Genomic DNA, 26,973 nt, shown 5'->3' on the forward strand with positions numbered 1-26,973 from the left:
CACAGCCACTCGCTTCTGGAGGAGACATGGCGGACACGACTTTCCCTCGAATGTCCGGTTGGAAGAACGGATACGACCCCAAGCAGGTCGACAGCTTCTTCAAGCGTGCACGTGAGTCCTTCGAACGGCCGACGCCGCAGCCCGGTGATCTCGACTCCCGGGCGGTGCGCACGGTCGGCTTCGACCTCGTCCGCAAGGGTTATCACGTGGCCGTCGTCGATGCTGCGCTCGACCGTCTCGAAGACGCCTTCGCCAAGCAGGCGCGTGACCGTCTGATCGCCCAGTCCGGTCAGGACGCATGGGTCTCCGAGCTCACCCGTGTCGCCGCGTCCCTGCGGGGACGTCTGGTCCGCGAGCCCGGAGAGCGCTTCGACAACCCTCCTCCCGGAGTCATCGGCTACGACATCGACCAGGTCGACGACATGTGCGACAAGGTCAACTCGTACTTCACGCAGGGCGTGGCGATGAGCGTCGACCAGGTCCGCCGCGTGCTGTTCAAGACCGGGAAGGGCAAGAAGGCGTACAACGAGGACCAGGTCGATGCGTTCATCGACCGCGTCGTCGAAGTGATGGCCTCCGTTGACTGATTTCCACTTCTTCGCGGTCCCGACCGCAACCGATCCGGGCACGCTCAACCCCGTCTACGAGCTCCTCGACTTCCCGATCGCGATGGGCCGGGCCGACGACGTCGTCCTCACCGGTCCCGCCCCGGAGAAACCCCTGGTCGACGGCCGCGAAGTCACCGATCCGCGCCTCATCAAGGCACTGTCGGTGCCCGTCGAGCTCGACCGCGCCGAGGTGCTCGACCGCAGTTCGAAGCTCGCCGGAGTTCTGCGCGCCATGGGAGTGGTCCCGGAGTCCGGTGCCAGCCTCACCCTCGCCGAGGATGTCCCGCCGCTGACGCGGGCGCTCGGTCTGCTCGCTGCCGCCCGCATCGGGTTGGTCGTGGACCTGCGCGCCGGGTCTGGTGGAGCGACGCCCGGTGTCGGTGAGGTTGCCGGTGCTGGTGCTGTTTCTGCCCAGGACGCGGTCGTCCTGCACACGATCGAAGCCGAACCGCTCGAGCCGGGTCGTGCCTCCGTCCGGGTCACCCGCTCTCGCTTCGAAGGCGTCGGTGTGACCATTGGATCCGAGACCGCGAACCTCGACCAGGCGATGCGTGACTCTCGCGTCGAATTCGCCGCCGTGGTGCCGCTTCAGCCACAGCACACCATGCTGCTTACCGACGACGGTGAGGTCGATGCCCAGTCGAGCCTCGACTGGTATCGCAACGAGGTCCTCTCTGCCTCCTGAGCCCCGGACGTCCGGGGGCTTCGACGCAGACGATGGTGTCGAAGTTCCGGCTTCTGCGGATCCGCGTTCTGCTGAGACGGTTTCTGCTCTGCGCACGGCCGGCTGCGTCTTCGCCGAAGACGAAGCGGCGATCCTCCTTGAGGCAGCGGACGGGCCCGCGCGGAGACTCGATGATCTCGTGGCCCGCCGCGTTGCCGGCGAACCCCTCGAACAGATCGTCGGCTGGGTCGACTTCGCGGGCCTGCGATTGAGTGTCCGGCCTGGAGTGTTTGTGCCACGGCAGCGGACTGCTCTGCTCGCGACTCAAGCGGTGTCCGCGACCCGGCGGATGATGAACTCACAAGGGAATGGGACAGAGACAGACGTCGCTGCTGTCCGACCTATTGTGCTCGAAGCGTTCTGTGGGATCGGACCGGTCGCCTCGGCGGTGGCCGCTGCGGTGCCGGGAGCCGAAATTCACCTCGGTGATGCGCAGGCGGAGGCTGTGCGATGTGCTGTGGAGAATGTTGATTGTTGCGTCCAGACAGGGGACTCCGCACAGGTGGGGGAGTCGGGTGCCACTGTGACAGGACATGTCATCGACTGTCTCCACGGACTGCCCGCCTCACTGCGGCAGTCAATCTCTGTCCTCGCGGCCGTGCCGCCCTACGTCCCTGAAACTGCGGCCGATTTTCTGCCCCATGAGGCCCTCGACTTCGAACCGAGCACTGCTCTGTTCGGCGGTGCTGATGGCCTCGACCTCGTCCGACGGCTCATCACGGAGTCGCTCGACTGGCTGGCTCCTGCCGGTGTGCTGCTCATCGAATTCGGTCGTGGGCAGGTCGCAGAGGCCACCACATTCGCAGCCGAGCGGGGGCTGGAAACGCGGAGCCACCTCGGCGAGGATGACCACACGGTGGTCCTCGAACTGCGGCGCGCACCTGCCGGCCACAGCTGAGTTCTGGGCGCCCCGGAGACAGCGAACCGCCCGCCGAACCGGAGAGTTCGACGGGCGGTGAGTCGCTCGGCGCTCAGCTGCGCTTGGGCGATGCGGGTCAGTTAGCGAAGGCGTTGATCCCGGTCATGGTCCGCCCCAGGGTCAGCTGATGCACTTCGTGCGTGCCTTCGTAGGTCAGCACGGTCTCGAGGTTGACGGCGTGACGCAGCGGCGGGTACTCACTCGTGATGCCCGAACCGCCGAACAGGGCGCGCAGGTCGCGGCAGACGTTCATCGCGGTGTCGACGTTGACCATCTTGCCCAGGCTGATCTGTTCGGGGCGCACACCCTTCTCCGAATCCTTGAGCTTGCCCAGGTGAGCGGCGAGCAGTGTGATCTGCGAGTACTGACCGAAAGCCTTCGCGAGCTTCTGCTGGGTGATCTGGAACGACGAGAGCGGACGGTCGAACTGGATGCGGGTGCCGGTGTACTCCAGAGCCGAGAGCAGGGCATCGCGAGCGGCGCCGGTGACACCGAAGACGATTCCGTAGCGGGCCTCGGACAGGCAGGACAGGGGGCCCTTGAGGCCCTTGGCCTTCGGCAGCATCGCATCTTCGGGCAGGCGGACGTTGTCGAGGACGATCTCACCGGTGATCGAGGCGCGCAGCGAGATCTTGCGGTGGATCTCCGGAGTCTGCACACCCTCGGTGTCCGAGGGCACGACGAAGCCGCGGACGACGTTCTGTCCCTTGTCATCGACCTCTTCGGTCTTGGCCCACACGACCATGACATCGGAGACCGGCGAGTTCGTGATCCACATCTTCGCGCCGTTGAGGATCCAATCGGATCCGTCCTTCTTCGCCGTCGTCTTCATACCCGACGGGTCGGAGCCGACATCGGGTTCGGTCAGCCCGAAGCAGCCGATGGCCTTGCCGGCGGCCATCTTCGGCAGCCATTCCTCTTTCTGCGCTTCCGATCCCCAGTGGTGGATGGCGAACATCGCCAGCGAACCCTGCACGGACACAAGCGAACGCAGACCGGAGTCGACGGCTTCGAGTTCACGACAGGCCAGTCCGTACTGAGTCGCTGTCGACCCGCCGCAGCCGTAGCCGTCGAGGTGCATGCCCAGCAGACCGAGCTCGCCGAGCCCTTCGGCCAGTTCGCGGGCGGGGATGGTGGCGTCAAGGAAGTAGTCGCCGATCTTCTCCCGAACGTTCTCGTCCAGCCATTTCTTCACGATCGATGCGAATTCGAGGTCATCGGGTTCGAAGACCGAATCCAGTCCAAGAATGTCGTCGGGGCTCAGCGTCTTGCTCATATCCATCTCTTTCGCCATTGATTGTCTTCATTCACAGTTTTACCGGAACCCGGTGGAGGACCGGTGTCCCGAAGCACTACAGATGACCAGGTACGCTGGGCGACACACGAGCTCATGTCGAGTCATTTCCCAGAGAACTTTGGCATCATCGGTTGGCGTGAGTAAACGTGGTTTCATTGTAGTCGGCTCGACAGGTTCGGTCGGCACCCAGGCCCTCGACGTCCTCGCCGAACACAGGGACGAGCACGCGATCACCGGCCTGGCTGCCGGATCCCAACTCGACCTTCTGCTCGAGCAGGCTCTTGACTTCCGTGTGCCCGTCATCGGGCTCACGACCCCTCCGACCGGGGGAGAGCCCGAGGTGCGCGAGCGCCTGACCCAGTTGGCCGCCGAGCGGGGAATCGCTGATCCCGTCGAAGCCATCCACCTCGGGCACGACGCCGCCGAGGTGGTGGCGGGCTCGGACGCGGACATGGTCCTCAACGCGATCACCGGTGCGGCCGGTCTCGGCGCGACTCTGGCCGCTCTCGAGCGCGGCACGGATGTGGCCCTGGCGAACAAGGAATCCCTCATCATCGGCGGCTCCCTCGTCCTCGACGCAGCCCGGGCCACGGGTGCCCGACTCGTTCCCGTCGACAGCGAACACTCCGCCATCGCCCAGGCGCTGCGGGCCGGCACCCATGGGGAAGTCAGCAAACTCATCATCACTGCCTCGGGTGGGCCGTTCCGGGGAATGACCCGCGATGCCCTGCGCCGAGTCACCCCCGCTCAGGCGCTCAACCATCCCACATGGTCGATGGGCTCGATGATCACCATCAACTCGGCCACCCTGGTCAACAAGGGCCTCGAAGTCATCGAAGCGCATCTGCTCTTCGACATCGACTTCGACCACATCGAAGTCGTCGTCCATCCGCAGTCGCAGATCCATTCGATGGTCGAGTTCACCGACGCCTCGACGATCGCGCAGCTCTCCCCGCCGGATATGCGCTTGCCGATCTCCTATGCGCTGGGCACCCAGTATGATGGAACGACGAAACGGCTGTCCTCGGGGGCCGTCCCGCACAATTGGGGTCAGCCCATGCACTGGTCGTTCGAACCGGTCAACCATCTCGCTTTTCCCGCACTCGGCCTGGCCATCGACGCCGGCAGGAAGGGCCGCAGCTACCCGGCGGTGCTCAATGCCGCCAATGAGGAACTCGTCGCAGCATTCATCGCCGGTGACATCGCCTTCACCGGCATCGACAAGGGCCTCACCCGAGCACTGGCCGCTCACGAACCGGCGGCCGACCACACGGTGGAGACCGTACTGGGCGCCGATGCCTGGGCACGGGAGTTCGCTCGTGCCGATGTCGCCGAACAGAACGGGGGTCGTCGATGACAGTCGTGCTCTATATCGTCGGGATCATCCTGTTCCTCATCGGCATCTCGATCTCGATTGCGCTCCACGAACTCGGCCACCTCACCCCGGCGAAGAAGTTCGGGGTGAAGGTCACGCACTATATGGTCGGCTTCGGACCGACCCTGTTCTCCTTCCGCCGCGGTGAGACCGAACACGGCATCAAAGCGTTCCCCCTCGGCGGGTTCATCGCGATGCCGGGAATGTACCCGCCGGAAGACGCGACAAAGTCCCGCCTCGAAAGAGCAGCAGTCGCGAACAACGGGGCCGCTGCGAACAGCAGTGGCGACGGCACGGAAGGCCGCCTCGGCGAACCGGGCGCGGCACTCGACTCAACCGGCGACGGAACGGTGGAACACCTCGGCGAGGAGATGGATGACGGTGATGCCGCTCCGCTGCGCAGGGATCGGAAGAAGCGGAAGGGGCGGCTGTTCGAGAACACGATGGCCGATGCCCGGGAGTTCTCGAATCAGGAGATCGAGCCGGGGGAGGAGCACCGGACGTTCTATGCGCTCAGCGTGCCCAAACGGCTCGTCGTCATGTTCTCAGGTCCCTTCGTCAACCTGGTGCTGGGCATCCTCATCATGGGGATCTCACTGCTGGGCATCGGTGTGGTCACTCCGACGACCACGGTTCAAACCGTCGTCGAATGTGCCGTGCCCGCGTCCGAGGCGCAGGAGCGTCCCGCCTCGGAGCAGAACACGTGCCGACCAGACGATCAGCTCACGCCCGCGTGGGAGGCCGGGATCAAACCGGGGGATGAGATCACCGCGATCGCCGGCGTCGAGACGAAGGACTGGGACCAGCTGTCGTCGGTCATCAAGGAACATGCCGGTGAACGCGTCGATGTCGACTTCGTCCGCGACGGCGAGGCACAGACGGTGACGGTGCCGATCATCGCCACCGAACGGCCGAAAGTCGACGACGCGGGCAAGGCAGTGCTCAACCCGGACGGGACTGCGCAGACCGAGACCCAGGGATTCTTCGGCGTCGGCCCCGTCCAGGAACGCCGGTCCCTGCCGCTCGAGGAGTTCCCCGGCGCAGTGTGGGATCAGGTCTCCGGAGTCTTCCACGCGATCCTGACGCTGCCGGTCAAACTCGTCGACATCGGCGAGGTCGCCGTCGGCACGAAGGACCGCGACGCCGAAGGGCTTGTCGGCATGGTCGGCGTCGGACGCATCGCCGGCGAGATCGTGTCCACCGATCAGATCGACGTCGTCGACAAAGCGCAGATGGGGTTGGGCATGCTCGGCTCGCTCAACATCTTCCTGTTCGCATTCAACATGATCCCGCTGCTGCCGCTCGACGGCGGACACATCGCCGTCGGCCTCTACGAAGGCGCGCGCCGCCGCATCAACCGGTGGCGCGGACGCGGGCTGATAGGCCCCTTCGACACGGCGAAGCTGCTGCCCCTGACCTATGTGTGCATCGGGCTGATGCTGTGCATGACGGCGTTGCTCGTCTACGTCGACCTCGTCAAACCCATCACCCTCGACGCGATCTTCAACTCCGGGGGATAGGAGAGGCAGGGCGGCTGGGCTGAGCGACCGAACTCTGCGGCTGAGCTCGTTCAGCTGCTGAGGGTGATCGCCTGCACCTCGCCGAGGTGGTTGAGCCCCACCGTGATCGTCGCCTTCTCTGCTGTGCCCGTCACCGCCGAATCGCCGGTGTTCGGCACCGTGACCACTCCGCGCAGCGGGGAGACCATGGTCAGGTCCGCCCCGGTGAAGGGACGGTCGATCTGCTTCTCCGCCCGCCACCGGGCGAAGCGCTCCCGCCGTTCGTCGCGGGGTTCGTCGAGGTCCATATTCATCGAGAAGATCGCCTCTGCGACGGTGTCGTCGAAGTCGTTGACGAGGTTTGCCGCGGCCAGCACGGTGTCGGTCTGGGTTTGGGCTGCGGGGAAGCGCGGCACCGGCGCCGAGGTGGTCCGTCGTTCCTGCCGGGTGGCCTGTCGTCCCGTGGCCGCCGTCCAGCCGAGGTCGATTGCGTCCTGGACGACTCGCTGCGCCGGATAGTACGTGGTGTTGCCGAGCACGACGATGCTTAACCCCAGGTCCGGGAACCACCGCATGTGTGAGCCGTATCCGGGGTAGCCGCCGGAATGGCAGACGACGCGACCGAATCGGGTGTCCAGACGTGTCTCGAGCCCGTATCCGTAGCTGAGCGTCTCCGAGTGATGGTCACTCGTCTGGAGCTCCATGGTCCGTCGTGGCTGCTGGTCGTCGGCGAGGATCCGCGACCAGGCCCCGGGAATGTATGTGTCCAAGTGTTCGAGGGCAGCGAGGTGTGTGTCCATCCACGCACCGATGTCGTCCACGGTGGAGATGACACCGCCGATGGGGGAGAAGACCCCCGGGCCGGTGAGTTCTGCCGGGTGGAGACCGCCGTCGAGGTCGACGCGGTGGCCGGGCGCCAGGTCCGGGAAATCGGTGTGGTCGAATCCGGTGCGCTTGAGCCCCAGCGGCCCGAAAACCTCCGTGGACACGATCTCGGTGAACGTTCGGCCCGTGACCGCCTCGGCGACCATGCCGAGCAGGGCATATCCGAGGTTCGAATACTCGTAGCCGGTGTCGGCGGGCGCGCAGGCGATCGCGCCGCGGTGCAGCCATGCGGTGAGCTCGGCCGGTGTCATCGCCTCCATCCGATCGGCCCACGGGTCATCCTTCGTGAACCCCGTGCTCATCGTCAGCGCCTGTCGGCAGGTGCGGTCGGTGATCGCAGTGTCGGCGAGCTCGGGCAGCAGGACACCGAACGGTGTGTCCAGGTCGAGGCCGTCGGCGGCGAGAAAGCCGATGGCTGCGGCAGTGAAGGACTTCGTCATCGAGGCGATCCGGTACGGAACGTCGGCGTTCACGGTTCGGGCGGGGCCGCCTCGGCGAAAGATTCCCCAGGCCAGGGATCCGCCCTGTTCGTCGAGCTTCTGAGATTCGGCATCGAGGGCCGCGGTCATCGCCTCGATATCGGGTTCGACGAATTCGGGTGTGCTCACTGGGCCGCTCCTTTGTGCAGACTTCACGTCATCTTCACACTACCGTCAGCCGGTGACAGGGGTGCGCGGTCGGCGGCGCGGCAGTGGTGCGGAGGTGGGCCCGCGGTCGCGCAGGTGCCGTTCCAGGGTGCGCACTGCGGACGGTCGGTCGTGTGTCAGTGGGAGGTCCTACAATGGTGATGGTTCGCACAATCCGGGCTCCGCATCGGCGCCGACTCGGACATTGTGGCTGGTCACCAGCCCGACTGAAGGGATCCTTCGTGACATCGGTCAATCTCGGAATGCCCGCACCGCCGCCTCCCGTGCTTGCTCCGCGGAGGAAGACGAGGCAGATCAACGTCGGACGGGTGGGGGTCGGCTCCGATTCCCCGGTGAGCGTGCAGTCGATGACGACGACGCCGACGACGGACATCAACGGGACTCTGCAGCAGATCGCCGAACTCACCGCCGCCGGCTGCGATATCGTCCGCGTGGCCTGCCCGACCGCCGATGATGCCGCGGCCCTGCCGATCATCGCCGGCAAATCCCAGATCCCCGTCATCGCCGATATCCACTTCCAACCCAAATACGTCTTCGCCGCCATCGACGCCGGCTGCGCGGGGGTGCGCGTGAACCCCGGCAACATCCGCAGATTCGACGACCAGGTCAAAGAGATCTCGAAGGCCGCCGCCGAGGCGGGGGTGTCGATCCGCATCGGCGTCAACGCCGGGTCTCTCGACAAACGGCTGATGGAGAAATTCGGCAAGGCCACTCCCGAAGCGCTCGTCGAATCCGCGCTGTGGGAGGCTTCCCTGTTCGAAGAGCACGGATTCTTTGACTTCAAGATCTCCGTCAAACACCACGACCCGGTGATCATGGTCCGCGCCTACGAGCTGCTGGCCGAACGCGGCGATTGGCCGCTGCATCTGGGCGTCACCGAGGCGGGACCCGCCTTCCAAGGCACGATCAAATCCGCCACGGCCTTCGGTCACCTGCTGGCCGAGGGCATCGGGGACACCATCCGAGTGTCGCTGTCCGCACCTCCGGCCGAGGAGGTCAAGGTCGGCAACCAGATCCTCGAATCCCTCAACCTGCGCCCCCGGAAGCTCGAGATCGTCTCCTGCCCGTCCTGCGGACGTGCGCAGGTCGACGTGTACACGCTCGCCGAACGCGTCACCGCCGGCCTCGAAGGCATGGAGGTGCCGCTGCGAGTCGCCGTCATGGGGTGCGTCGTCAACGGGCCCGGCGAGGCCCGCGACGCCGACCTCGGTGTGGCCAGCGGCAACGGCAAGGGGCAGATCTTCGTCAAGGGAGAGGTCATCAGGACCGTACCCGAATCCGAGATCGTCGAGACCCTCATCCATGAGGCCAACCGCATCGCCGAGGAGGCCGCGGGCGAGTCATCCGGTGTCGCCTCGGGGCCGCCTGAAGTCACCGTGGGATAGGTGGGATACCTTGTGAGGACGAACAGATTCATGGTCCAGTCATTGGCCCATGCTGACGGCTGAGAAAGAGTTCAGGGGCACATGGCGCTGAGGATCGCACGACTGGAACATCAGCACACCCGGTGGCTGACGGACCTGCTTGCGCGCAACCCCTGCGAGAACGTCTACCTCATCTCCCTCCTCGAGGTCACGGGCACTGCCCGGCTGGGGTCACCGGCAGGAACGCTGTACGGAATCTTCGACGGTGACCGACCCGTCGCCGCCTACTGGGTGGGCGGGAACATCATCCCGGTCGCGGCGACTCCGGCGACGAATGACGTGCTCGCCCGCAAACTCAATGCCGACGGTCGCGTGTCCTGCTCACTCATCGGCAGTCGGTCGGTCATCCTCGACCTGCGGCAGCGACTCAACTGGGGCGAACCGCGCGGAGTGCGCGAGCGACAGCCGCTGCTGGCCATCAGCTCCGATCCGCGGGTGGCCCCCGATGAGCATGTGCACCGGGTGACTCTCGACGATCTCGGCGCAGTGTTTCCCGCCAGCGTCGACATGTTCACCAAAGAGGTCGGATTCTCACCGATCGAGGACGGCACCGCCGGGTACCTGTCCCGGGTGCGCGGGATCATCCGCAGCAAGAACTGCTACGCCAGGATCTCCGACACTCTGCCGCAGGGAGGAGCGGTGCCGAGGTGGCCTGCCACCGAACAGGACGAGCAGGTGCTGTTCAAGGCCGATATCGGCATCCGCGCTCGCCGCATCGTCCAAGTCCAGGGAGTGTGGGTCCATCCCGAAGTGCGCAATCAGGGCCTCGGCGCCTCGGGCATGGCCGCCGTCGTCCAACGCACCCGCGACAAAGGCCATTCCACGGTGAGCCTGTACGCCAATGACTACAACGAGACGGCTCTGCGCATGTATGCCCGTGTCGGCTTCGAACAGGTCGGCACCTTCGCCACCGTCATGTACTGAGTAGTCGGCGAATCAGTTGCGGCGATTGCGGGACTGCGGTTTGGCCATATCGCCGAGGAACTTCTCCATCTCCCGGCGGTCCTTCTTCGTCGGACGTCCCAAGCCCTTGTCGCGCCTGGGCACGAATCCGCGCAGCGCCGGATCGGGCGGGGGAGTGAGATCCTCGTAGCACTTCACGGCCACACTGGCCTGCATCCGAGTGGGGATGAACCCGGTGATCTTCCAGATGAATTCCGACCCGGCCTTGCGCACTCGGACCTCTTGGCCGATCGTCACCTTCTGCGCGGCCTTGACCCGCTGACCATCGACCTGGACATGGCCGCCGCGGCAGGCTTGAGTGGCGAGGTTGCGGGTCTTGAACATCCGTGTCGTCCACAGCCACACGTCGATGCGCATGTGCTTGGACGGGTCACGATCGATCTCAGTCATCTCACTCCCGTTGGGGTCCCTCTGGCGTTTCGATCCGAGTGTCGGCGCGCAGAGCCAGGGCCGAGCGCCTCGTGAACGTCTGGGCAGGGCGGCCCCGCCCCTGGCTGACGGCCTGGCCGGTGGGGTCGAGCAGAGGCAGCATGGTGCGGCGGAACGTATCGGCCTGCAGGCTCTCACCGGCGACGACCTCGTGGAGTTCGCGCAGCTGTCGCAGCGAGAATTCCCTCTCCAGCAGCCCGAAGGGGTCCGGGGTGCGTTCGTGGAAGTCTCGCAGCCGGTGCACGGCCACGCGCACGATCTCCTGATGTTCGGCACTGAGCTCACCGACGTCGTGGACGGGTACGAGCTTCCGGCTGTGGACGGGGGAGTCGGGATGATCGGAATCGGACTCCGCCGGCTCAGGTTCGGCCGCCTCGGGGACGGTCGACTCGGCGGGGGAGGAATCCGGGCCCGGCGCAGACGAATTCGGCGCGGCCGCCTCGGTGGGGGTGTCACCTGTGCCGTCATCCTCGGCGAGTCCGACGTCGGCGGCGGAGAGCACATCGAGGTGGGCCACGGAGATCACCCAGCCGCGATCGTCACGGTCGGGCTGGTCGAACACATGCAGCTGGACGGGAGCACGGTCGACGAGCCGAGCCTTCTCACGCAGACAGCGGGCAACTGCCTCGGCGAGGCGTTCCTGCGGACGCAGAATCGATCCGGGCAGCTGCCACTCCCCGTCTCCGGGATGGGTCATGAGAACATGCAGGCCACGGCCGGGCACGGGGCAGAGGACCGCGGTGTCGACCGCGACCGAGGGCCGCGGGAACTGCGTGAGTTGACTGGGATCAGGCATGCTCTTCGTATCGTTCGGACTCATCATTTCAGCGGGGACCGGGCGGGGAACCGGACGGTCCCGACTGATGCTGGACTTCGGTGCTGCAGCCACCAGTCTAATTCTCTTCCCCCAGGTGACGAATCCGCGCCCGCGCCGATTCCCTCCGCTTCGCCCGCGTGCGATAGTGTTCGATCTGAGTCTTGACAAGTTGAGGAGTTTTACCCATGGCCCTGCGCATGTCGTCCCTGTTCGTGCGAACCCAGAAGGAGGACCCGGTCGGCGCCGAGGTGGCCAGCCACAAACTGCTGCACCGCGCCGGATACATCCGCAGGTCAGCACCGGGAATCTACACGTGGCTGCCGCTGGGTCTGGCCGTGCTCGGCAAGATCGAAGCCATCGTGCGCGAAGAGATGGCGCTCGCCGGCTCCCAGGAAGTCCACTTCCCGGGCCTGCTGCCCGCCGATCCGTACAAGAAGTCCGGCCGCTGGGAAGCCTTCGGCCCCGACCTCTTCCACCTGCGTGACCGCCGCGAGAACGACTACATCCTCGCCCCCACCCATGAGGAGGTCTTCACCCTCCTGGTCAAGGACCTCTACTCCTCGTACAAAGACCTGCCGCTGTCGATCTACCAGATCCAGACGAAGTACCGCGACGAGGCCCGCCCCCGCGCCGGTCTGCTGCGCGGACGCGAATTCATCATGAAGGACGCCTACTCCTTCGACATCGACGACGCCGGTCTCGACGCCTCGTACGAGGCCATGCGCGTGGCCTACCTGCGCGCCTTCGCCCGCCTCGGCCTGCCGTGCCTGCCGGTCAAGGCGACCCCGGGTGCCATGGGCGGCTCCGGAACCGAGGAGTTCATCTACCCCTCCGAGGTCGGAGAGGACACCTTCGTCCGGTCCCCGGGCGGATACGCCGCGAACGTCGAGGCCGTGACCTCGATCGTGCCCGAAGCGATTCCCTACTCGCAGTCGCCTGCCGCCCATGTCGAGGACACCCCTGACACCCCGACCATCGAGACCCTCGTGGCCGCTGCGAACGCTGACCATCCGCGCGCCGATCGCGAATGGACGGCCGCGGACACCCTGAAGAACGTCGTCTGCGCCGTCACCCACCCCGACGGCACTCGCGAGATCATCGTCATCGGCCTGCCCGGCGACCGCGAAGTCGACCTCGACCGTGCCGCGGGCACCGGAATGCTCGGCGACGGCGAGGTCGACCTCGAAGCCGCGACGGCCGAAGACCTCGCCGCTCATCCCGAGCTCGTCAAGGGATACATCGGACCCGGCAACGACCTCGACAATCCCATGCTCGGTCTCGAATCGCCGTCGAAGATCCGCTACCTCCTCGACCCCCGCGTCGTCGACGGCACCCGCTGGATCACAGGAGCCAACGAGCCGGGTCGCCACGTCTTCGACCTCGTCGCCGGACGGGACTTCGCCGCCGACGGCACGATCGAAGCCGCCCAGGTCGTCCTCGGCGACCCGGCACCGGACGGTTCCGGTCCGCTGGAGCTGGCCCGCGGTGTCGAGATCGGTCAGATCTTCAAGCTCGGTCGCAAGTACGCCGAATCCCTCGACCTCAAGGTGCTCGATCAGAACGGCAAGGCCCAGACCGTGACCATGGGCTCCTACGGCCTCGGCGTCACCCGCGTCATGGCCTGCATCGCCGAGGAATACCATTCCGAGGACGGGCTCCTGTGGCCGCAGCATCTGGCCCCGGCCGATGTGCACATCATCGTCGCCGGCAAGGGCGAAGAGATCGCCGAGGCGGCCGAGAAGATGACGGCCGAACTCGAGTCCGACGGCATCAGCGTCCTCCTCGACGACCGCAACAAGGTCTCGCCCGGATTCAAGTTCGCCGATGCCGAACTCATCGGCATCCCCACCGTCATCGTCGTCGGCCGCGGTCTGGCCGACGGCGTCGTCGAGGTGCGTGACCGTCTGGCCGGCGAGAAGTCCGACCAGCCCGTCGCCGAGGTGGTCACTGCCACCGTGGCACGTGTCCGTCAGGCGTACGCCGAGGCCGCAGCCGCAGCCGATGCGGCGATCAGCGCCGACGAGAACGCCTGAGCCGCCTCGGTGTTCGAAGCCCTCGCCGGAGGCATCGACGTCACCTGGACGATGGTTCTGTGGCTGCTCGCCGCAGGACTCCTGGCCGGGTGGATCGACGCCGTCGTCGGCGGGGGCGGACTGATCCAGCTGCCCGCGCTGCTGCTGGTGCCGGGGATGAGCCCCGTCCAAGCGGTCGCGACGAACAAGATCGGCTCGATTGCGGGCACGACCGCCTCGGCGATCACCTACCTGCGTAAGATCACTCCGGACCGGTCGGCGACGATCCCGGCCGCGGCCTCGGCGTTCCTCGGTGCCGTGCTCGGGGCGAAGCTCGCGACCTTGGTGCCGAGCGAGGCCTTCACTCCGATCATCCTGCTGGCGCTCATCGGGGTCGGGATCTTCACCGTGCTCAACCCCAGCCTCGGCGCCGATGCCACTCTGCGTTTCGGGGAGACCTCGAAACGTCACCATGCGCTGTCATGGCTGATCGGGCTCGTCATCGGCATCTACGACGGAGTGCTCGGGCCGGGAACGGGATCGTTCCTCGTCATCGCCTTCGTCTCGATCATCGGATTCTCGTTCCTGCAGGCCTCAGCCACGGCCAAGGTCATCAACTGGGCCACGAACTTCGGAGCGCTCGTCTACTTCGTCCCCGACGGTCAGGTCGTGTGGCTGCTGGGCATCGTGGTGGCCGTCGGCAACGTCGCAGGCGGAATCATCGGCGCCCGCACCGCGCTGGCGAAGGGCTCCGGGTTCGTCCGCGTCATCTTCGTCATCGTCGTCTCCGCGATGATCCTCAAACTCGGCTACGACGTCATCTCCAGCCTCATCCACTAACTGCTACCCGACGGCGGCCCAGCAACCTTGCGCGAGGTTGCTGGGCCGCCGTCAGGTAGCAGTAAGGGGTCAGCCTATGGGTTTGAGGGCGTGGGCGTTGACTCCGGCGACGTCGGCGCCGGACAGGGCGCGGGCCACCCACAGGGACCGGGCGGCATCGGCCAGGCTCGAGGTCGAGCCGCCGGAGGCCGCGCGCAGATACCAGAACATGTTCGTGATCTCCCGGGCCACGGTCGCGCCCATCCCGTACTGCGGATCGACCCCGGCACACAGCGCCAGATCGGTGGCGAAGCCCCGCAGCCAGGCCGCCTGCGCCTGCGGATGATCCGACGGGATCTCGGCCAAGCGGTTCCACAGCACCGGGGCCAGCGTGTACGCGGTCGGACCGGCCAAGGGCTGCGGGTCGATGGCCTTCCACGTCGAAATGCCCGTCGGATCGGGATTGCCGGCGAGGATGTTGTAGTAGTGCAGGTCGGCGTGGATGAGCCAGTTCTCCTCCGAAGACGCCAGAGTCTGCATCCAATTGCGGGCGAACGACAGCAGCAGAGAATCGTGCGGACCCGCCTCCGACCACCCGGTCAGCAGCGCGGCATCGGCATCGAACGAGTTCAGCCACCCGGCCACGACATCCTGGACCCGCAGGAACTCCGAGGTCGCCGGAATCTCCAAGGACCGCTGCAGGGCACCCCACACCGGCGGCACGTCGGCCAGGGCCAACACGGACAGATTGTCCTTCGTGCGCAGCCGCTCCTGCAGAGTGACCCGGAAACTGCGATCATCGCGGATGACCCGGACCGCGCCGTGGCCGTTCCACATCGTCAGCGCCCGCAGCACCTGCGCATGCGCGGCCGTATGCGCCGAGGTGGGAGCGGCGAACCGCAGCACCCCCTGATAGTTCTCCTGAGTGAGCACCGGAATCACCAGCGACTCGCACCCGGCCCACGGCGCCCCCGGCACATCGTCGAAGCGCAGCTTCCACCGGTCGAGGAGCTCGTTGGCCATATAGTCGAGCGCCGCGACCCACGAATCGGTGCGGAATTCGCCGATGATCTCGCGCGTCGCACGATAGAGAACCGGTGGAACCTTCACTCCTGCACCTCCGCCTGCCCGGGTTCGTCATAGGTGAAGCGCAGCGGCTGCGGATCGGCGAAGACCGTTCGGGTCCGAGCCGATTCCCACAGTCGCAGAATCGCCGAGGCGTCCGCCTCCAACCAGGGCAGAAGCGCGGAGGCGACGCCGTCCTCGAGGGAGAGGGCGAGGTCCTTCGCGGATTCCGCATCGGTCGGTGTGGGGTCGAGCTTCCACGCCGAGGCGGCCGGGTCGGCCGCGTCCTCACCGAGGAGTTCCAGCATCTCCCCGGACAGGGCACCCAGGGACTCGAGCCGCGCGAGCGCCCCCTTGCGTTCGCGCGACTTCGCGTCGAAGTTCACAGCCAGGCGCTCATAGCCGTACGCGGCCGCCCGGGACTGGTTGAGGATCGCATTGAAGACCTCGGCGCGATCGCCCTGGTCCTCTTCGTCGACGTCCTGCTTCGAGTCCTGAGTCGTCTGCCTCCGGTCCCTGTCCTGGTCCATCTCGTCACGGCCGGTGCGGATGAGGTCGTCGGCTGTGGTGATGATCTCCGGCTTCTTCGTCCCGGCGATCAGAGCCAGGCCCGTGGCCACGTCGGCCAGGACGGGAATGAGCCCCGACCCCAGGGACGACGAGGCTTCGAAGACGGCTCGGGACGCGACCTCGGCGGCCTGGACGAAGGTGCGCTCCTCCTCGGTCGGGGGTGCTTCGGTGGCGAACTCTGTCGGCGGATTCCAAACTGGTCCGACCGCCGCAACGACATCGGCGAGGTCCTCACCAGCGCTTTCGGGGTCGCCTGGACCAGGAGAGGTGGAGTCGAGGATGCGGGCCAGACGATTGCGCAGCTGCTGGGTCGAATCCAGCGCGGGGATCTCGGGATCCTGATCGAGTCGCAGGCCGCAGGCGGTGAGCAGGCCCAGACTCAACCCGCCGACGCCGGCAGTCAGCAGGCTGCGGCGACTGACGGGAAAACGCATACGGCAATCCTATCGGATGCCCGGTCGTCGCCGAGGAACGCCCGAGCGATCGCCGAGGGACGCCCGACCGGCCGCAGAGGGACGCGCGACCGGCCGCAGCTCGAGACTCGGACACCCCACCGATTGGGGCGAAGGCTTAACCTCGACGGCGGCTGTCGCTTAGGGTGGGTGAGAACAAGGCGACCGCGCGAGTGCACGGTGCGTCGGACCCCTCGCCCCACCTCGGCGAGGGGAGAGGCCGGAGATATGGAGGAGAAATGGACGAAGACGTCGAGCGGATCAAGGGCCTGCTCGCCCCGCCCCTGCAGGACGCGGGATTCCACCTCGAGACCGTCAAGGCGGTAGCGGCCGGACCGCGGCGCACGCTCACCGTCGTCGTCGACCTCGACGAATCGAGCACCGACCCGATGTCGATGGAGAAGATCGCCGAATCGACGAAGATCGTCGGCGACGCCCTCGACGAGGTAGAGATCTTCCGGGACAAGCCCTACCAGCTCGAGGTCACGAGCCCCGGCGCCACCCGGAAACTCGAGATCCCACGCCACTTCCGACGTGTCATCGGCCGCCGCTTGGAGATCACCACGAAGAAGGACACCTTCAAGCTCGACCTCGCCGAGGTGGGGGAGAGTTCGATCACGGGCACCGACCCCCAGCGCAAGGAGCCGAAGACGGTCGACCTCGGCGATATCCGCAAGGCCCAGGTGGAACTGAAGTTCCGCTGAGGCGGAACTCACGCTCCGCCGGCGGTGAGGAGCCCCAACGGAGACAGAATGCGGGCGCGGACTGGGATAGACTGTGACGCCTGCATAAGTGAACACAGACAATTCAATGCTCGATTGAGCCGGAGAGGACTTAGACATGGACATCGACCTCAATGTTCTGCGCGTGATCGAACGAGAGCGTGAGATTCCGCTGGAAACCCTCATCGAACTCATCGAACAGGCGCTCTTCCTCGCCTACCAGAAGACCGAAGGGGCATGGCCCGACGCCCGCGCCGAACTCGACAAGTCCACGGGTGAGGTGCGCATCCTCGCCGTGGAGTTCGACAACGACGACAACCCGATCGGCGAATTCGACGACACCCCCACCGGTTTCGGCCGTATCGCCGCCCAGACCGCCCGGCAGGTCATCCACCAGCGGCTGCGCGACGTCGAGGACGAGACCCTGCTCGGCACATTCAAGGGCCGCGAGGGCGAGATCGTCTCGGGCATCATCCAGCAGGGCCGGGACCCGCAGATGGTCCAGGTCGACCTCGGCGATGTCGAAGCAGTGCTGCCCCCGCACGAACAGGTCCCCGGCGAGACCTATGCTCACGGCACCCGCCTGCGCGTCTACATCGCCGATGTCCACAAGGGAACGAAGGGCACCTCGGTCACTGTCTCCCGCACCCACCCGAACCTCGTGCGCAGGCTCTTCGCCCATGAGGCCCCGGAGATCGCCGACGGCACCGTCGAGATCGTATCCCTGGCCCGCGAGGCCGGCCACCGCACGAAACTCGCCGTGCGCGCCACGAAGCCCGGAGTCAACGCCAAGGGCTCTTGCATCGGCGAGCTCGGCTCGCGCGTGCGCGCAGTGATGAACGAGCTCGGCCAGGAGAAGATCGACATCGTCGACTACTCCGACGACCCGGCGAAGTTCATCGCCCACGCGCTGTCCCCGGCCAAGGCCAAGAGCGTCGAGATCCTCGATGCCGCCGCCCAGGAGTCGCGCGCCGTCGTCCCCATCGACCAGCTCTCCCTGGCCATCGGCAAGGAAGGGCAGAACGCGCGCCTGGCAGCGAAGCTCACCGGCTGGAAGATCGACATCGTCGCAGGCGAGTAGCCTTTCGCAGTGATCCGCACCACTGGCCCCCTTGGCGCGAGCGGGGTTGCCGGTGCTGTAGAATCATTCATTGTGAATGTTGGTGATGGACCCGTAAGGACGTGCATCGCCTGTAGGCAGAAGGCCGGTCGGGACGAGCTGACACGCTTCGTGTTCCGCCCCGATCAGCACCCCGCCGTCGTCCACGATGTGTCAGCGACACTGCCCGGACGTGGTGCTTGGGCGCATCCTGATGAGAAGTGCCTGAACAGGGCCCTGAGCACTGCCTCCTTCGCTCGATCCTTTCGAACGAAGATCACCGCCTCGGACCTCCCGAGGCCGGACACCGAACCCAAAGAGAACGGGTAGCCGAATGGATGACAAGTTGTGAGTGTCGCACGATGACACCCAAACGGAATTCGAGAGAGCAGTGAAATGAGAACTGCTCTTCATTGATGAGGTTCTTTCCTGACCGGGAAAGAACCCGGACAGGAGAACTGTGGCAAAGCCCCGTGTCCATGAGCTCGCGAAAGAGCTCGGCACAACAAGTAAGAACGTCCTCGAAAAGCTCCAGGACATGGGCGAATTCGTTCGCTCCGCCTCTTCGACGCTCGAAGCGCCCGTCGTGCGCCGCGTGAAGGAGGCATTCGCCGATTCCGCTCCCGCCGGTGGTGAGAAGAAGCCCGCCGATGGTGCGAAGAAGGCCGCCAAGCCGGCCGCGAAGCCCGGAGCCCCGAAGCCCGGTGCGAAGCCCGCACCCAAACCAGCCGCGAAGTCGGCGGCCAAGCCGGGCGCTGCGAAGCCTGCCGGATCCGCAGAATCGGCCCCCGCCGAGGATGCCGCCCCCGCTCCGAAGCCCGGCGCCAAGCCGGCCGCTCCGAAGGCCGCAGAGCCGACCGAGGCCCCCGCAGCCGAGACCAAGCCGGCTGCCTCCTCGGCGCCGAAGCCCGGTGCCCCGAAGCCGTCTGCCGCGCCCAAGCCGGGTGCGCCGAAGCCGGGCGCGCCCAAGCCCGGTGCGCCGAAGCCAGGCGGTCGTGGAGCTGCACGGCCCGGCAACAACCCGTTCGCTTCCTCGCAGGGAATGCCGAAGCCCGGCCGCGGATCCAAGTCCGGCGGTCGTCCCGGCGGCCAGGGCGGTCAGGGTGGCCAAGGCGGTCAGGGCGGCCAGGGCGGACGCCCCGGCAACAACCCGTTCGCTCCTTCGCAGGGAATGCCGAAGCCCGGCCAGAAGCCCCGCGGCTCAGGTGAGGACTCCTCGGGCGGTCCCCGTCCGGCACCTCGCCCGGGCGCACCTCGCCCCAACCCGTCGATGCTGAAGAACTCGGCGCTGAACAAACCCGCTCCCGGCCGCGGTCGCGGCGGCGGACGCGGAAATGCCCCCGGCGGCGCACCCGGTGCACCGGGCGGCGCTCCCGGCGGTCCTCGTCGTGGGCCCGGCGGCGGTCCCGGTGGTCGCGGTTCAGGTCGCGGTCGCGGAAGCACGCAGGGTGCATTCGGCCGCGGCGGCGGTCCCCGTCAGAAGGGACGCAAGTCGAAGCGGGCGAAGCGCGCAGAGCTCGAGCAGATGCAGGCTCCGTCGGTCGGCGGCGTCAGCGTTCCGCGCGGAGACGGCAATACGCCGCTGCGTCTGCGTCGCGGCTCCTCGCTGGCCGACTTCGCCGAGAAGATCAACACCGATCCGACGAACCTCGTGACCGTGCTCTTCCACCTCGGTGAGATGGCCACGATCACACAGTCCCTCGACGAGGGCACGTTCGAGGTCCTCGGTGAGGAGCTCGGCTACAAGATCGAGATCGTCTCGCCCGAGGACGAGGACCGTGAGCTGCTCGAGACCTTCGACATCGACCTCGACGCGGAAGCCGCAGAGGAAGATGACGAGGATCTCGCTGCCCGTCCTCCGGTCGTCACGGTCATGGGTCACGTCGACCACGGTAAGACCAAGCTGCTCGACGCGATCCGCTCGGCCAACGTCGCCTCTCGAGAGGCCGGCGGCATCACCCAGCACATCGGTGCCTACCAGGCTGAGGTCGAACACGAAGGTGCCGATCGCAAGATCACCTTCCTCGACACCCCCGGTCACGAGGCGTTCACCGCCATGCGTGCCCGCGGTGCGAAGTCGACGGACCTCGCGATCCTCGTGGTCGCGGCCGACGATGGCGTCATGCCCCAGACGGTTGAGGCTCTCAACCACGCTCAGGCGGCGGAGGTGCCCATCGTCGTGGCCGTGAACAAGATCGATAAGGAAGGCGCCAACCCCGCCAAGGTCATGCAGCAGCTGACCGAATACAACCTCGTGGCCGAAGAATACGGCGGCGAGACGATGTTCGTGCCGATCTCCGCACTCAAGCGCGAGGGCATCGACCAGCTGCTCGAGTCCGTCCTGCTGACCACCGATGCGGCCCTGGATCTGCGGGCGAACCCCGACAAGTCCGCTCGCGGCATCGCGATCGAGGCCAAGCTCGACAAGGGCCGCGGCGCCGTCGCGACCGTCCTCGTCGAGTCCGGCTCCCTGCGTCAGGGCGACGCCATCGTCTGCGGCACCGCCTACGGACGTGTGCGTGCGATGTTCGATGAGAACGGCAACCTCGTCGAGGAAGCCGGACCCTCACGCCCGGTCCAGGTGCTCGGTCTGTCTTCAGTGCCCCGCGCCGGTGACTCGTTCATCTCCACCGATGACGATCGCACGGCCCGTCAGATCGCTGAGAAGCGTGACGCCATCGAGCGCAACGCCGCTCAGGCTCGCGGTCGCAAGCGCATCAGCCTCGAAGACTTCACGAAGGCTCTGGCTGAGGGCAAGGTCGACATGCTCAACCTCATCCTCAAGGGTGACGTCTCCGGTGCTGTCGAAGCGCTCGAGGATTCGCTGCTCAAGATCGATGTGGGCGACGACGTCGACCTGCGGATCATCCACCGCGGCGTCGGAGCGATCACGGAGAACGACATCAACCTGGCCACGGTCGACAACGCGATCGTCCTCGGCTTCAACGTCCGGCCGGAAGCGAAGGCTCGCGACCTGGCAGACCGCGAAGGCGTCGACGTCCGCTACTACTCGGTCATCTACCAGGCGATCGACGACATCGAGAGCTCGCTCAAGGGCATGCTCAAGCCCGAGTACGAAGAGGTCCAGACCGGCACCGCGGAGATCCGCGAGGTCTTCCGCTCGTCGAAGTTCGGCAACATCGCCGGTTCGATCGTCCGCGACGGCCACATCAAGCGGAACTCGACCGCACGCGTCACCCGCGACGGAATCGTCATCGGCGACAACGTCCACATCGAATCGCTGCGCCGGTTCAAGGACGATGCGACCGAGGTCCGTGAGGGCTACGAGTGCGGTATCGGACTCGGCAAGTTCAACGACCTGCGTGTCGGCGACATCATCGAGACCTTCGAGATGCAGGAGAAGCCGCGCGACTGAACGGTCGCTTCCGACGAGTCACCCCGATGACTTCGAGCGCAGCAGCGCACCCGAGGATTCGGATGGGACTCGCCACGTGAGTCGAAGGCTCCGGTCGGCCCCCGGACGGGGACCGACCGGAGCCGGTTCGATTCCACAGCTAATATAGGGCCGGAGAGAAGCTCCGGCCCCGAACAGAAGGACAAGCACCATGGCAGACTCGACACGGGCCCGCAAGATCGCCGACCAGATCAAGGTCATCGTCGCCAGCACCATCGAGCGCAAGCTCAAGGATCCGCGCCTCGGCTTCGTCACCGTCACCGACGTGCGCGTGACCGGCGATCTGCAGCACGCCACCATCTTCTACACCGTCTACGGCGACGACCAGGACCTCGTCGGCACCGGTCATGCCCTCGAATCGGCCAAGGGCTTCATCCGCTCCGAGGTCGGCAAGGGACTGACGATCCGGCTGACCCCGAGCCTCGAATTCATCGCCGATGCCGTCCCCGAGGCAGCCGCCCGTCTCGACGGACTGCTCGCTCAGGCCGCCGCCGACGATGCACGCGTGGCCGGATTGGCCAAGAACGCGCAACATGCGGGCGAGTCGGACCCGTACAAGAACCACGACGACGCCGACGAAGACTGAGCCTCTCATCGCGGCGCTCATCGCATCGCCCCTGGTCATCGGGGAAGTGCCGCCGGTCGGCGGCTGAGGGCCCGAGTTGAGCTTCGTCACGTCCGGAAGAAAAGTTCTCGTAACAGTTTTGTTATCTTTCCGAGATGTCGTAGACTTTTTGCGGTAACGAAATGATTACGACTCTGTTAAGGGAATTCTGCATTGGGTAAGCACTCCTCACCGAAGCCGTCGTTCGCGAAGCAGCTGATCCGGGATCTGGCTCCCGGCAAGCGCCCCGCCGGCCGACGCGCAGCGAATGCGCCGTCCACGGCGACTTCCGTGCTGGCGACCGTCAAGCAGCGTCCCGTCGTCGCCGCGATCGCCGTTCCAGCCGCCGCGACCGCCGCCGTCGTCGGTTCGACCGTCGTCATGGGACCGCCCGAGTCCGGCAATGTCACCACCGAAGCCGCATCGACGACACCCGAGGAGTCGAACTCATCCTCGACCGTGAGCGAGAAGGAGCTCGACGCCGAGCGCAAGAAGGCCGGCGAAGAGTACCTGGAGAAGGTCAAGGACGACCCGAAGTACAAGAACAAGTCCTCGAAGACCACTCTCGAGGTCAAGGCGCCGCCGAAGCCCGAGCCGACCGCCGAATCCTCGGCCTCCCCGGAGAAGGGCGACAGCGACTCGTCCTCCGATGAGAAGTCCTCCTCGGACGAAGGCACCTCCTCGGACACCTCGGCTCCGCCGTGCAGCGTGTCCTCGTCGATCGAGTCCGGTCTGCTGCCGAACGCCGTCAACGGCTACCGCGCTGTGTGCGCGAAGTTCCCTGAGGTCAAGACCTTCGGCGGGCGCCGCCCCGGCACCGGCTCGGATCACAACACCGGTGAAGCCGTCGACATCATGATCACCGGCGCCACCGGCGACCGCATCGCCGACTACCTCATCCAGAACCAGGGCTCCCTCAACGTCAAGTACGTGATCTGGAAGCAGCGCATCTGGATGCCCGGCCAGGGCTGGAAGGGTATGGAGGACCGCGGAGACGCGACCGCCAACCACTTCGACCACGTGCACGCGTCCTTCAACTGATCGCCGGCCCCAGTGAGCGATTCTTCCCCACAGGGCGTCCTCGTCTGCGATAAACCGCAGGGACTGAGCTCCCACGGCGTCGTCTCCCGCATCCGCCGCTGGTTCGGGACGAAGAAGGTCGGCCATGCCGGCACTCTCGATCCGATGGCCACGGGCGTCCTCGTGCTCGGCCTCGGCCGCGGCACCAAGCTGCTCACCTATATCACCGGGGTCTCGAAGACCTATTTCGCCACCATCCGTCTGGGATCATCGACCCCCACGGATGATGCCGATTCCGAGCCCGATCGCTTCGCTGATCCGGCCGATCTCGCCCGCGTCGACCCTGCGGCCATCGAGGCCGCCGTGGCCGAACTGCGCGGTCCCATCGACCAGGTGCCCAGCGCCGTCTCGGCGATCAAGGTCGACGGCAAGCGCTCCTACGCCCGCGTTCGCGCCGGTGAGGACGTCGAGCTCAAGGCCCGCCGCGTCGAGGTCTCAGCCTTCGAGATCATCGACATCCGCTTCTCCGCCGACGAGGGGCACATCGACGTCGATGTCGAGGTCGACTGCTCGTCCGGCACGTATGTGCGCGCTCTGGCCCGCGATATCGGCACCGACCTCGGCGTCTTCGGTCACCTCACTGCGCTGCGGCGGACCCGCGTCGGAGAATTCCACATCGACCAGGCCGTGGCCCTGCCCGAAGACCTCGATGTTTCCGCGCCCGACCTCATCTCCCTCGCCGAGGCGGCCCGCACCCTGCTGCCCGTCGTCACCGTCGGGGCCGAACAGGCCACAGCGCTCATGCAGGGCAAGACGGTGGCCGCCGCCGACTGGAGCGCCGATTCCGGCAGGGCGGACTGCAGTGCCGGTTCCGGCGGGACGGACTCGGAGAGCCGCGAAGTCGCCGTGGTCTGCGACGACGCCCTCGTCTCTGTGGCCGAAGTGCGCCGGGGCGGCGGACTCAAATCCCTCACGGCCTTCGCCATCGGCCTCGCCTGAGCCGGTCCCGCCGGAGACCGACCAGTCGACCCGCGCCGACTTCGGCCGACCGACGCCGCCGTCGGCCGACCCACGCCGTCGACCGATCCACCGTGACAACATAATCGGTTGTAGTCATGAATTACAACCGAAAAGCTTGTGTCAGCCGACGGCATCTGATCTACTTGTCCTATGTTCGTCTTGACCCTCGACCAGCAGGACTCGCGGTCGAACGCCGACGCGGTGCCCCGAGTCCTCGACGCGCTGTCTCCGATCGCTGCGGTCGTTCCCTTCGCCCGCACCATCGGCGACGAGGTCCAAGGAGTCCTCGACGACCCCGAGGCCGTCGCCGAGGCAGTGCGCAGAATCGGCATCGACTCCGGCTGGCATATCGGCATCGGCATCGGTGAGGTCGAGCGGCCTCTGCCCGAGGCGACGACCGAGGGCAGGGGAGCGGCGTTCTATGCTGCCCGTCAGGCGGTCGAAACGGCGAAATCCGCACCCGCCCACCTCGTAGTCAACGGCGAGCCGGACGGCGAGCACCGCGTCCTGGCCGAGTCGGCTCTGCGCCTGCTCGTCAGCACCCTCGGCGAGCTGCGCAGCCACTCCCGCGGCTACGTCGGCTTCCGCCTCGACCATCCCGATGCCACTCAGGTCGAAATCGCCGCAGAATTCGACGTCTCCCAGCAGGCCATCTCTCGAGTGCTGTCGGCCGGTCCCGCCGAAATCGTCGCCGGAGCCGAACGCCTCGCCCGATATCACCTTTCCCGGCACGAGGCCGCCCAGTCGGAAGGAGCCGAGCATGTGGACTGACGTCCTCGTCGCCGTCGCCGCCGCAGTGGTCGCGGCGCTCATCGGCTGGCCGCTCGTCCCGCTCTTCCTTCGTCTGACCCATTCGGGACCGGGGACCAAGCCCGCACGCACCGGAGCCGAAGACATCGAAGTCCTGCGCGGCGGACTGTGGATCGGCATCGTCGAACGCGCACTCATCGCCGGAGCCATCGTGCTCGGCCGACCCGAACTCATGGCCGTGGTCATCGCGGTCAAGGGACTCGGACGCTTCGCCGAGATCAAATCCTCGGCGGCCGCGGGCGAGCGGTTCATCATCGGCACCTTCGTCTCGATCACCCTGGCCTCCCTCCTCGGAGTCATCGGATGGGCGATCGTGTCCTGACCGCCTCCTCTCAGCTCCGCCCCACGCCGTTCCCGCCTCATCGCCACGGTCACTGCACGGTCACGGTGGGGCAGGGCCGCCTCGGCGAGGTGCGGGTTAGGAGGCGGAAGATCTCTGCGATAATCTGAATCGGTGCACGGAAGGAGCGAATGTCTGGTGGAGCTGTATCACGGACTCGGTGAAGTCGAGGTCGACGCTGTCGGCACCGTCGTCACCCTCGGCAACTTCGACGGCGTGCACCGCGGACACCAGACGGTGCTGACCACCGTCGCCGCCCTGGCCAGGCAGGAGGGCCTGCGCTCGATCGCGATGACCTTCGATCCGCACCCGCGCACGGTCCACCGCTCCGAGGACCCGACCGTGATGATCACCTCGACCCGGCAGCGCGCCGAACTCATCGCCGCCACGGGAATCGACGGCCTCCTCATCCAGCCCTACGATCTCGACTTCGCCGCCCAGTCGGCCGAGGAATTCGTCCGCAGATACTTCGTCGAAGCCCTGCGCGCGAAGATCGTCGTCGTCGGCGATGACGTCCGCTTCGGCAAGGACAACGAAGGCTCCATCGAGACTCTGCGCCGCCTCGGCGAAACATACGGTTTCCGGACCGAGACGATCGATGAGGTCGGACGCGGGGGACGGTATTCGTCCTCGCGGATCCGCGAACAGCTCACAACCGGTGACGTCGCCGAGGCGGCAGACCAGCTCGGGCGCTACCACGCACTCCACGGCACCGTCGTCCACGGCGATGCCCGCGGACGCGACCTCGGGTTCCCCACCGCGAACCTCTCCGACGATCCCGAAGGGCTCGTCCCCGCTGACGGCGTCTACGCCGGATGGGCGACGTTCTCCGCTGAGGACCAGTCGTACCCGGCAGCGATCTCAGTCGGCACGAACCCGACCTTCCAGGGGCAGATCCGACGGGTCGAGGCGTACGTGCTCGACAAGGAGTTCGGCGAATTCGACGTCTACGACCGTGAGATGACTCTCGAATTCGTCTCCCGCATCCGCGGCCAGGTCGCGTTCACCGGGATGGATGACCTCATCGTGCAGATGCATGAGGACATCGCCGATGTGCGCGAAGTCCTGCACACCTGATAAGCTGAACTCTGCCGTTTTCACCGGCCGCGGTCCCCTAGTGCAGAGACTTCAGGTCCCTGCGCCGCGCAACGACACGAAGGAGAACTCCATGGCTCTCGATACCGCTGTGAAGCAAGAGATCATCAAGGAATATGCAACTCATGAGGGCGACACCGGTTCTCCCGAGGTTCAGGTTGCACTGCTGACCCGCCGGATCTCCGATCTGACCGAGCACTTCAAGGATCACAAGCAGGATCACCACTCGCGTCGTGGCCTGCTGCTCCTCGTCGGTCAGCGTCGCCGCATGCTCAAGTACCTGCAGAAGGTCGAGATCGAGCGTTACCGTTCGCTCATCAAGCGCCTCGGTCTGCGCCGCTGA

26 protein-coding genes are annotated in these 26,973 nt (G+C 66.3%); 20 read left to right on the top strand and 6 right to left on the bottom strand.

What is annotated here, in order from left to right:
* Nucleotides 1-26: 26 nt before the first annotated feature.
* From FHG09_RS13825 to FHG09_RS20050, 3 genes are all read left to right on the top strand, one after another.
* Complete coding sequence (locus tag FHG09_RS13825; protein ID WP_152348227.1) at nucleotides 27-587, top strand: DivIVA domain-containing protein; 561 nt, start codon at nucleotides 27-29, stop codon at nucleotides 585-587.
* A complete protein-coding gene (locus tag FHG09_RS13830) occupies nucleotides 580-1,293 on the top strand; it encodes a hypothetical protein (protein ID WP_152348228.1) in 714 nt (237 codons plus the stop codon). The genes FHG09_RS13825 and FHG09_RS13830 overlap by 8 nt, the downstream gene beginning before the upstream one ends.
* Nucleotides 1,294-1,855: 562 nt before the next feature.
* Entirely contained in the window at nucleotides 1,856-2,230 is a 375-nt protein-coding gene (locus tag FHG09_RS20050) for a hypothetical protein (RefSeq protein ID WP_227492768.1), read from the top strand.
* A gap of 97 nt (nucleotides 2,231-2,327) precedes the next feature.
* On the opposite strand, the gene FHG09_RS13840 is transcribed toward FHG09_RS20050, so the two are convergent.
* Nucleotides 2,328-3,527 (bottom strand): acyl-CoA dehydrogenase family protein, encoded by a 1,200-nt coding sequence (locus FHG09_RS13840; RefSeq protein WP_152348378.1) that lies wholly within the window; start codon nucleotides 3,525-3,527, stop codon nucleotides 2,328-2,330.
* Nucleotides 3,528-3,684: 157 nt separating this feature from the next.
* Between FHG09_RS13840 and dxr the strand changes: the two genes are divergently transcribed.
* Nucleotides 3,685-4,905: a 1-deoxy-D-xylulose-5-phosphate reductoisomerase gene (gene dxr / locus FHG09_RS13845; protein ID WP_227492769.1), complete on the top strand. Its 1,221-nt coding sequence runs from the start codon at nucleotides 3,685-3,687 to the stop codon at nucleotides 4,903-4,905.
* Nucleotides 4,902-6,443, top strand: coding sequence for a M50 family metallopeptidase (locus tag FHG09_RS13850; protein WP_152348230.1), 1,542 nt, complete (start codon nucleotides 4,902-4,904; stop codon nucleotides 6,441-6,443). Before dxr ends, FHG09_RS13850 begins: the two co-directional genes overlap by 4 nt.
* Before the next feature lie 50 nt (nucleotides 6,444-6,493).
* Here the strand turns inward: FHG09_RS13850 and FHG09_RS13855 are convergent, their stop codons facing one another.
* Nucleotides 6,494-7,915: a serine hydrolase domain-containing protein gene (locus FHG09_RS13855; RefSeq protein ID WP_152348231.1), complete on the bottom strand. Its 1,422-nt coding sequence runs from the start codon at nucleotides 7,913-7,915 to the stop codon at nucleotides 6,494-6,496.
* A gap of 260 nt (nucleotides 7,916-8,175) precedes the next feature.
* Between FHG09_RS13855 and ispG the strand changes: the two genes are divergently transcribed.
* Both ispG and FHG09_RS13865 read left to right on the top strand, forming a co-directional pair.
* Nucleotides 8,176-9,339 (top strand): flavodoxin-dependent (E)-4-hydroxy-3-methylbut-2-enyl-diphosphate synthase, encoded by a 1,164-nt coding sequence (gene ispG, locus FHG09_RS13860; RefSeq protein WP_152348232.1) that lies wholly within the window; start codon nucleotides 8,176-8,178, stop codon nucleotides 9,337-9,339.
* Between the two features lie 81 nt (nucleotides 9,340-9,420).
* Nucleotides 9,421-10,302 carry a DUF4081 domain-containing GNAT family N-acetyltransferase gene (locus FHG09_RS13865; RefSeq protein ID WP_152348233.1) on the top strand — a complete coding sequence of 294 codons (882 nt, stop codon included), beginning with the start codon at nucleotides 9,421-9,423 and terminating at the stop codon, nucleotides 10,300-10,302.
* A gap of 12 nt (nucleotides 10,303-10,314) precedes the next feature.
* Here FHG09_RS13865 and FHG09_RS13870 read toward each other — a convergent pair whose 3' ends face one another.
* Nucleotides 10,315-10,731 (bottom strand): RNA-binding S4 domain-containing protein, encoded by a 417-nt coding sequence (locus FHG09_RS13870; protein ID WP_152348234.1) that lies wholly within the window; start codon nucleotides 10,729-10,731, stop codon nucleotides 10,315-10,317.
* Nucleotide 10,732: 1 nt separating this feature from the next.
* Nucleotides 10,733-11,566 carry an NUDIX hydrolase gene (locus tag FHG09_RS13875; protein ID WP_152348235.1) on the bottom strand — a complete coding sequence of 278 codons (834 nt, stop codon included), beginning with the start codon at nucleotides 11,564-11,566 and terminating at the stop codon, nucleotides 10,733-10,735.
* 206 nt (nucleotides 11,567-11,772) lie between these two features.
* Here FHG09_RS13875 and FHG09_RS13880 point away from each other — a divergent pair, with 206 nt between their 5' ends.
* On the top strand, nucleotides 11,773-13,620 hold the full coding sequence (locus FHG09_RS13880; protein ID WP_152348236.1) for a proline--tRNA ligase: 1,848 nt from the start codon (nucleotides 11,773-11,775) through the stop codon (nucleotides 13,618-13,620).
* A 9-nt stretch (nucleotides 13,621-13,629) separates the two neighbouring features.
* Nucleotides 13,630-14,439, top strand: coding sequence for a TSUP family transporter (locus FHG09_RS13885; RefSeq protein ID WP_227492770.1), 810 nt, complete (start codon nucleotides 13,630-13,632; stop codon nucleotides 14,437-14,439).
* A 69-nt stretch (nucleotides 14,440-14,508) separates the two neighbouring features.
* Here the strand turns inward: FHG09_RS13885 and FHG09_RS13890 are convergent, their stop codons facing one another.
* Nucleotides 14,509-15,528: an aminoglycoside phosphotransferase family protein gene (locus tag FHG09_RS13890; protein WP_152348237.1), complete on the bottom strand. Its 1,020-nt coding sequence runs from the start codon at nucleotides 15,526-15,528 to the stop codon at nucleotides 14,509-14,511.
* Entirely contained in the window at nucleotides 15,525-16,487 is a 963-nt protein-coding gene (locus FHG09_RS13895) for a hypothetical protein (protein WP_152348238.1), read from the bottom strand. Before FHG09_RS13895 ends, FHG09_RS13890 begins: the two co-directional genes overlap by 4 nt.
* 257 nt (nucleotides 16,488-16,744) lie before the next feature.
* Here FHG09_RS13895 and rimP point away from each other — a divergent pair, with 257 nt between their 5' ends.
* From rimP to rpsO, 11 genes are all read left to right on the top strand, one after another.
* Entirely contained in the window at nucleotides 16,745-17,209 is a 465-nt protein-coding gene (gene rimP, locus FHG09_RS13900) for a ribosome maturation factor RimP (RefSeq protein WP_152348239.1), read from the top strand.
* 136 nt (nucleotides 17,210-17,345) lie between these two features.
* Complete coding sequence (nusA, locus tag FHG09_RS13905; protein ID WP_152348240.1) at nucleotides 17,346-18,308, top strand: transcription termination factor NusA; 963 nt, start codon at nucleotides 17,346-17,348, stop codon at nucleotides 18,306-18,308.
* A 72-nt stretch (nucleotides 18,309-18,380) separates the two neighbouring features.
* Nucleotides 18,381-18,656, top strand: a complete 276-nt coding sequence (locus FHG09_RS13910) for a YlxR family protein (protein WP_152348241.1) — start codon at nucleotides 18,381-18,383, stop codon at nucleotides 18,654-18,656.
* Nucleotides 18,657-18,786: 130 nt separating this feature from the next.
* Nucleotides 18,787-21,702 carry a translation initiation factor IF-2 gene (gene infB, locus FHG09_RS13915; protein WP_152348242.1) on the top strand — a complete coding sequence of 972 codons (2,916 nt, stop codon included), beginning with the start codon at nucleotides 18,787-18,789 and terminating at the stop codon, nucleotides 21,700-21,702.
* 190 nt (nucleotides 21,703-21,892) lie between these two features.
* Nucleotides 21,893-22,327 carry a 30S ribosome-binding factor RbfA gene (rbfA, locus tag FHG09_RS13920; RefSeq protein WP_152348243.1) on the top strand — a complete coding sequence of 145 codons (435 nt, stop codon included), beginning with the start codon at nucleotides 21,893-21,895 and terminating at the stop codon, nucleotides 22,325-22,327.
* Nucleotides 22,328-22,519: 192 nt separating this feature from the next.
* On the top strand, nucleotides 22,520-23,386 hold the full coding sequence (locus FHG09_RS13925) for a ligand-binding protein SH3 (protein WP_152348244.1): 867 nt from the start codon (nucleotides 22,520-22,522) through the stop codon (nucleotides 23,384-23,386).
* A gap of 12 nt (nucleotides 23,387-23,398) precedes the next feature.
* Complete coding sequence (gene truB / locus FHG09_RS13930; protein WP_152348245.1) at nucleotides 23,399-24,364, top strand: tRNA pseudouridine(55) synthase TruB; 966 nt, start codon at nucleotides 23,399-23,401, stop codon at nucleotides 24,362-24,364.
* Nucleotides 24,365-24,535: 171 nt separating this feature from the next.
* Nucleotides 24,536-25,156: a hypothetical protein gene (locus FHG09_RS13935; protein ID WP_152348246.1), complete on the top strand. Its 621-nt coding sequence runs from the start codon at nucleotides 24,536-24,538 to the stop codon at nucleotides 25,154-25,156.
* Nucleotides 25,146-25,517, top strand: coding sequence for a hypothetical protein (locus FHG09_RS13940; RefSeq protein WP_152348247.1), 372 nt, complete (start codon nucleotides 25,146-25,148; stop codon nucleotides 25,515-25,517). Before FHG09_RS13935 ends, FHG09_RS13940 begins: the two co-directional genes overlap by 11 nt.
* A gap of 156 nt (nucleotides 25,518-25,673) precedes the next feature.
* The gene (locus FHG09_RS13945; RefSeq protein WP_152348248.1) at nucleotides 25,674-26,612 is read left to right on the top strand and encodes a bifunctional riboflavin kinase/FAD synthetase; all 939 of its coding nucleotides are present in this window, start codon (nucleotides 25,674-25,676) and stop codon (nucleotides 26,610-26,612) included.
* 91 nt (nucleotides 26,613-26,703) lie between these two features.
* Nucleotides 26,704-26,973 carry a 30S ribosomal protein S15 gene (gene rpsO / locus FHG09_RS13950; protein ID WP_152348249.1) on the top strand — a complete coding sequence of 90 codons (270 nt, stop codon included), beginning with the start codon at nucleotides 26,704-26,706 and terminating at the stop codon, nucleotides 26,971-26,973.

Source organism: Brevibacterium sp. CFH 10365, from assembly GCF_009299785.1.
In the GTDB taxonomy this organism is placed as follows: domain Bacteria; phylum Actinomycetota; class Actinomycetes; order Actinomycetales; family Brevibacteriaceae; genus Brevibacterium; species Brevibacterium limosum.

Bases quoted from the DNA above. Each gene is read 5' to 3' on its own strand.
- FHG09_RS13825 (WP_152348227.1), top strand. From the start codon at position 27: ATGGCGGACACGACTTTCCCTCGAATGTCCGGTTGGAAGAACGGATAC.
- FHG09_RS13840 (WP_152348378.1), bottom strand. From the start codon at position 3,527: ATGAGCAAGACGCTGAGCCCCGACGACATTCTTGGACTGGATTCGGTC.
- FHG09_RS13850 (WP_152348230.1), top strand. From the start codon at position 4,902: ATGACAGTCGTGCTCTATATCGTCGGGATCATCCTGTTCCTCATCGGC.
- FHG09_RS13865 (WP_152348233.1), top strand. From the start codon at position 9,421: ATGGCGCTGAGGATCGCACGACTGGAACATCAGCACACCCGGTGGCTG.
- FHG09_RS13870 (WP_152348234.1), bottom strand. From the start codon at position 10,731: ATGACTGAGATCGATCGTGACCCGTCCAAGCACATGCGCATCGACGTG.
- FHG09_RS13875 (WP_152348235.1), bottom strand. From the start codon at position 11,566: ATGCCTGATCCCAGTCAACTCACGCAGTTCCCGCGGCCCTCGGTCGCG.
- FHG09_RS13880 (WP_152348236.1), top strand. From the start codon at position 11,773: ATGGCCCTGCGCATGTCGTCCCTGTTCGTGCGAACCCAGAAGGAGGAC.
- FHG09_RS13895 (WP_152348238.1), bottom strand. From the start codon at position 16,487: ATGCGTTTTCCCGTCAGTCGCCGCAGCCTGCTGACTGCCGGCGTCGGC.
- rimP (WP_152348239.1), top strand. From the start codon at position 16,745: ATGGACGAAGACGTCGAGCGGATCAAGGGCCTGCTCGCCCCGCCCCTG.
- nusA (WP_152348240.1), top strand. From the start codon at position 17,346: ATGGACATCGACCTCAATGTTCTGCGCGTGATCGAACGAGAGCGTGAG.
- rbfA (WP_152348243.1), top strand. From the start codon at position 21,893: ATGGCAGACTCGACACGGGCCCGCAAGATCGCCGACCAGATCAAGGTC.
- FHG09_RS13935 (WP_152348246.1), top strand. From the start codon at position 24,536: ATGTTCGTCTTGACCCTCGACCAGCAGGACTCGCGGTCGAACGCCGAC.
- FHG09_RS13940 (WP_152348247.1), top strand. From the start codon at position 25,146: ATGTGGACTGACGTCCTCGTCGCCGTCGCCGCCGCAGTGGTCGCGGCG.
- rpsO (WP_152348249.1), top strand. From the start codon at position 26,704: ATGGCTCTCGATACCGCTGTGAAGCAAGAGATCATCAAGGAATATGCA.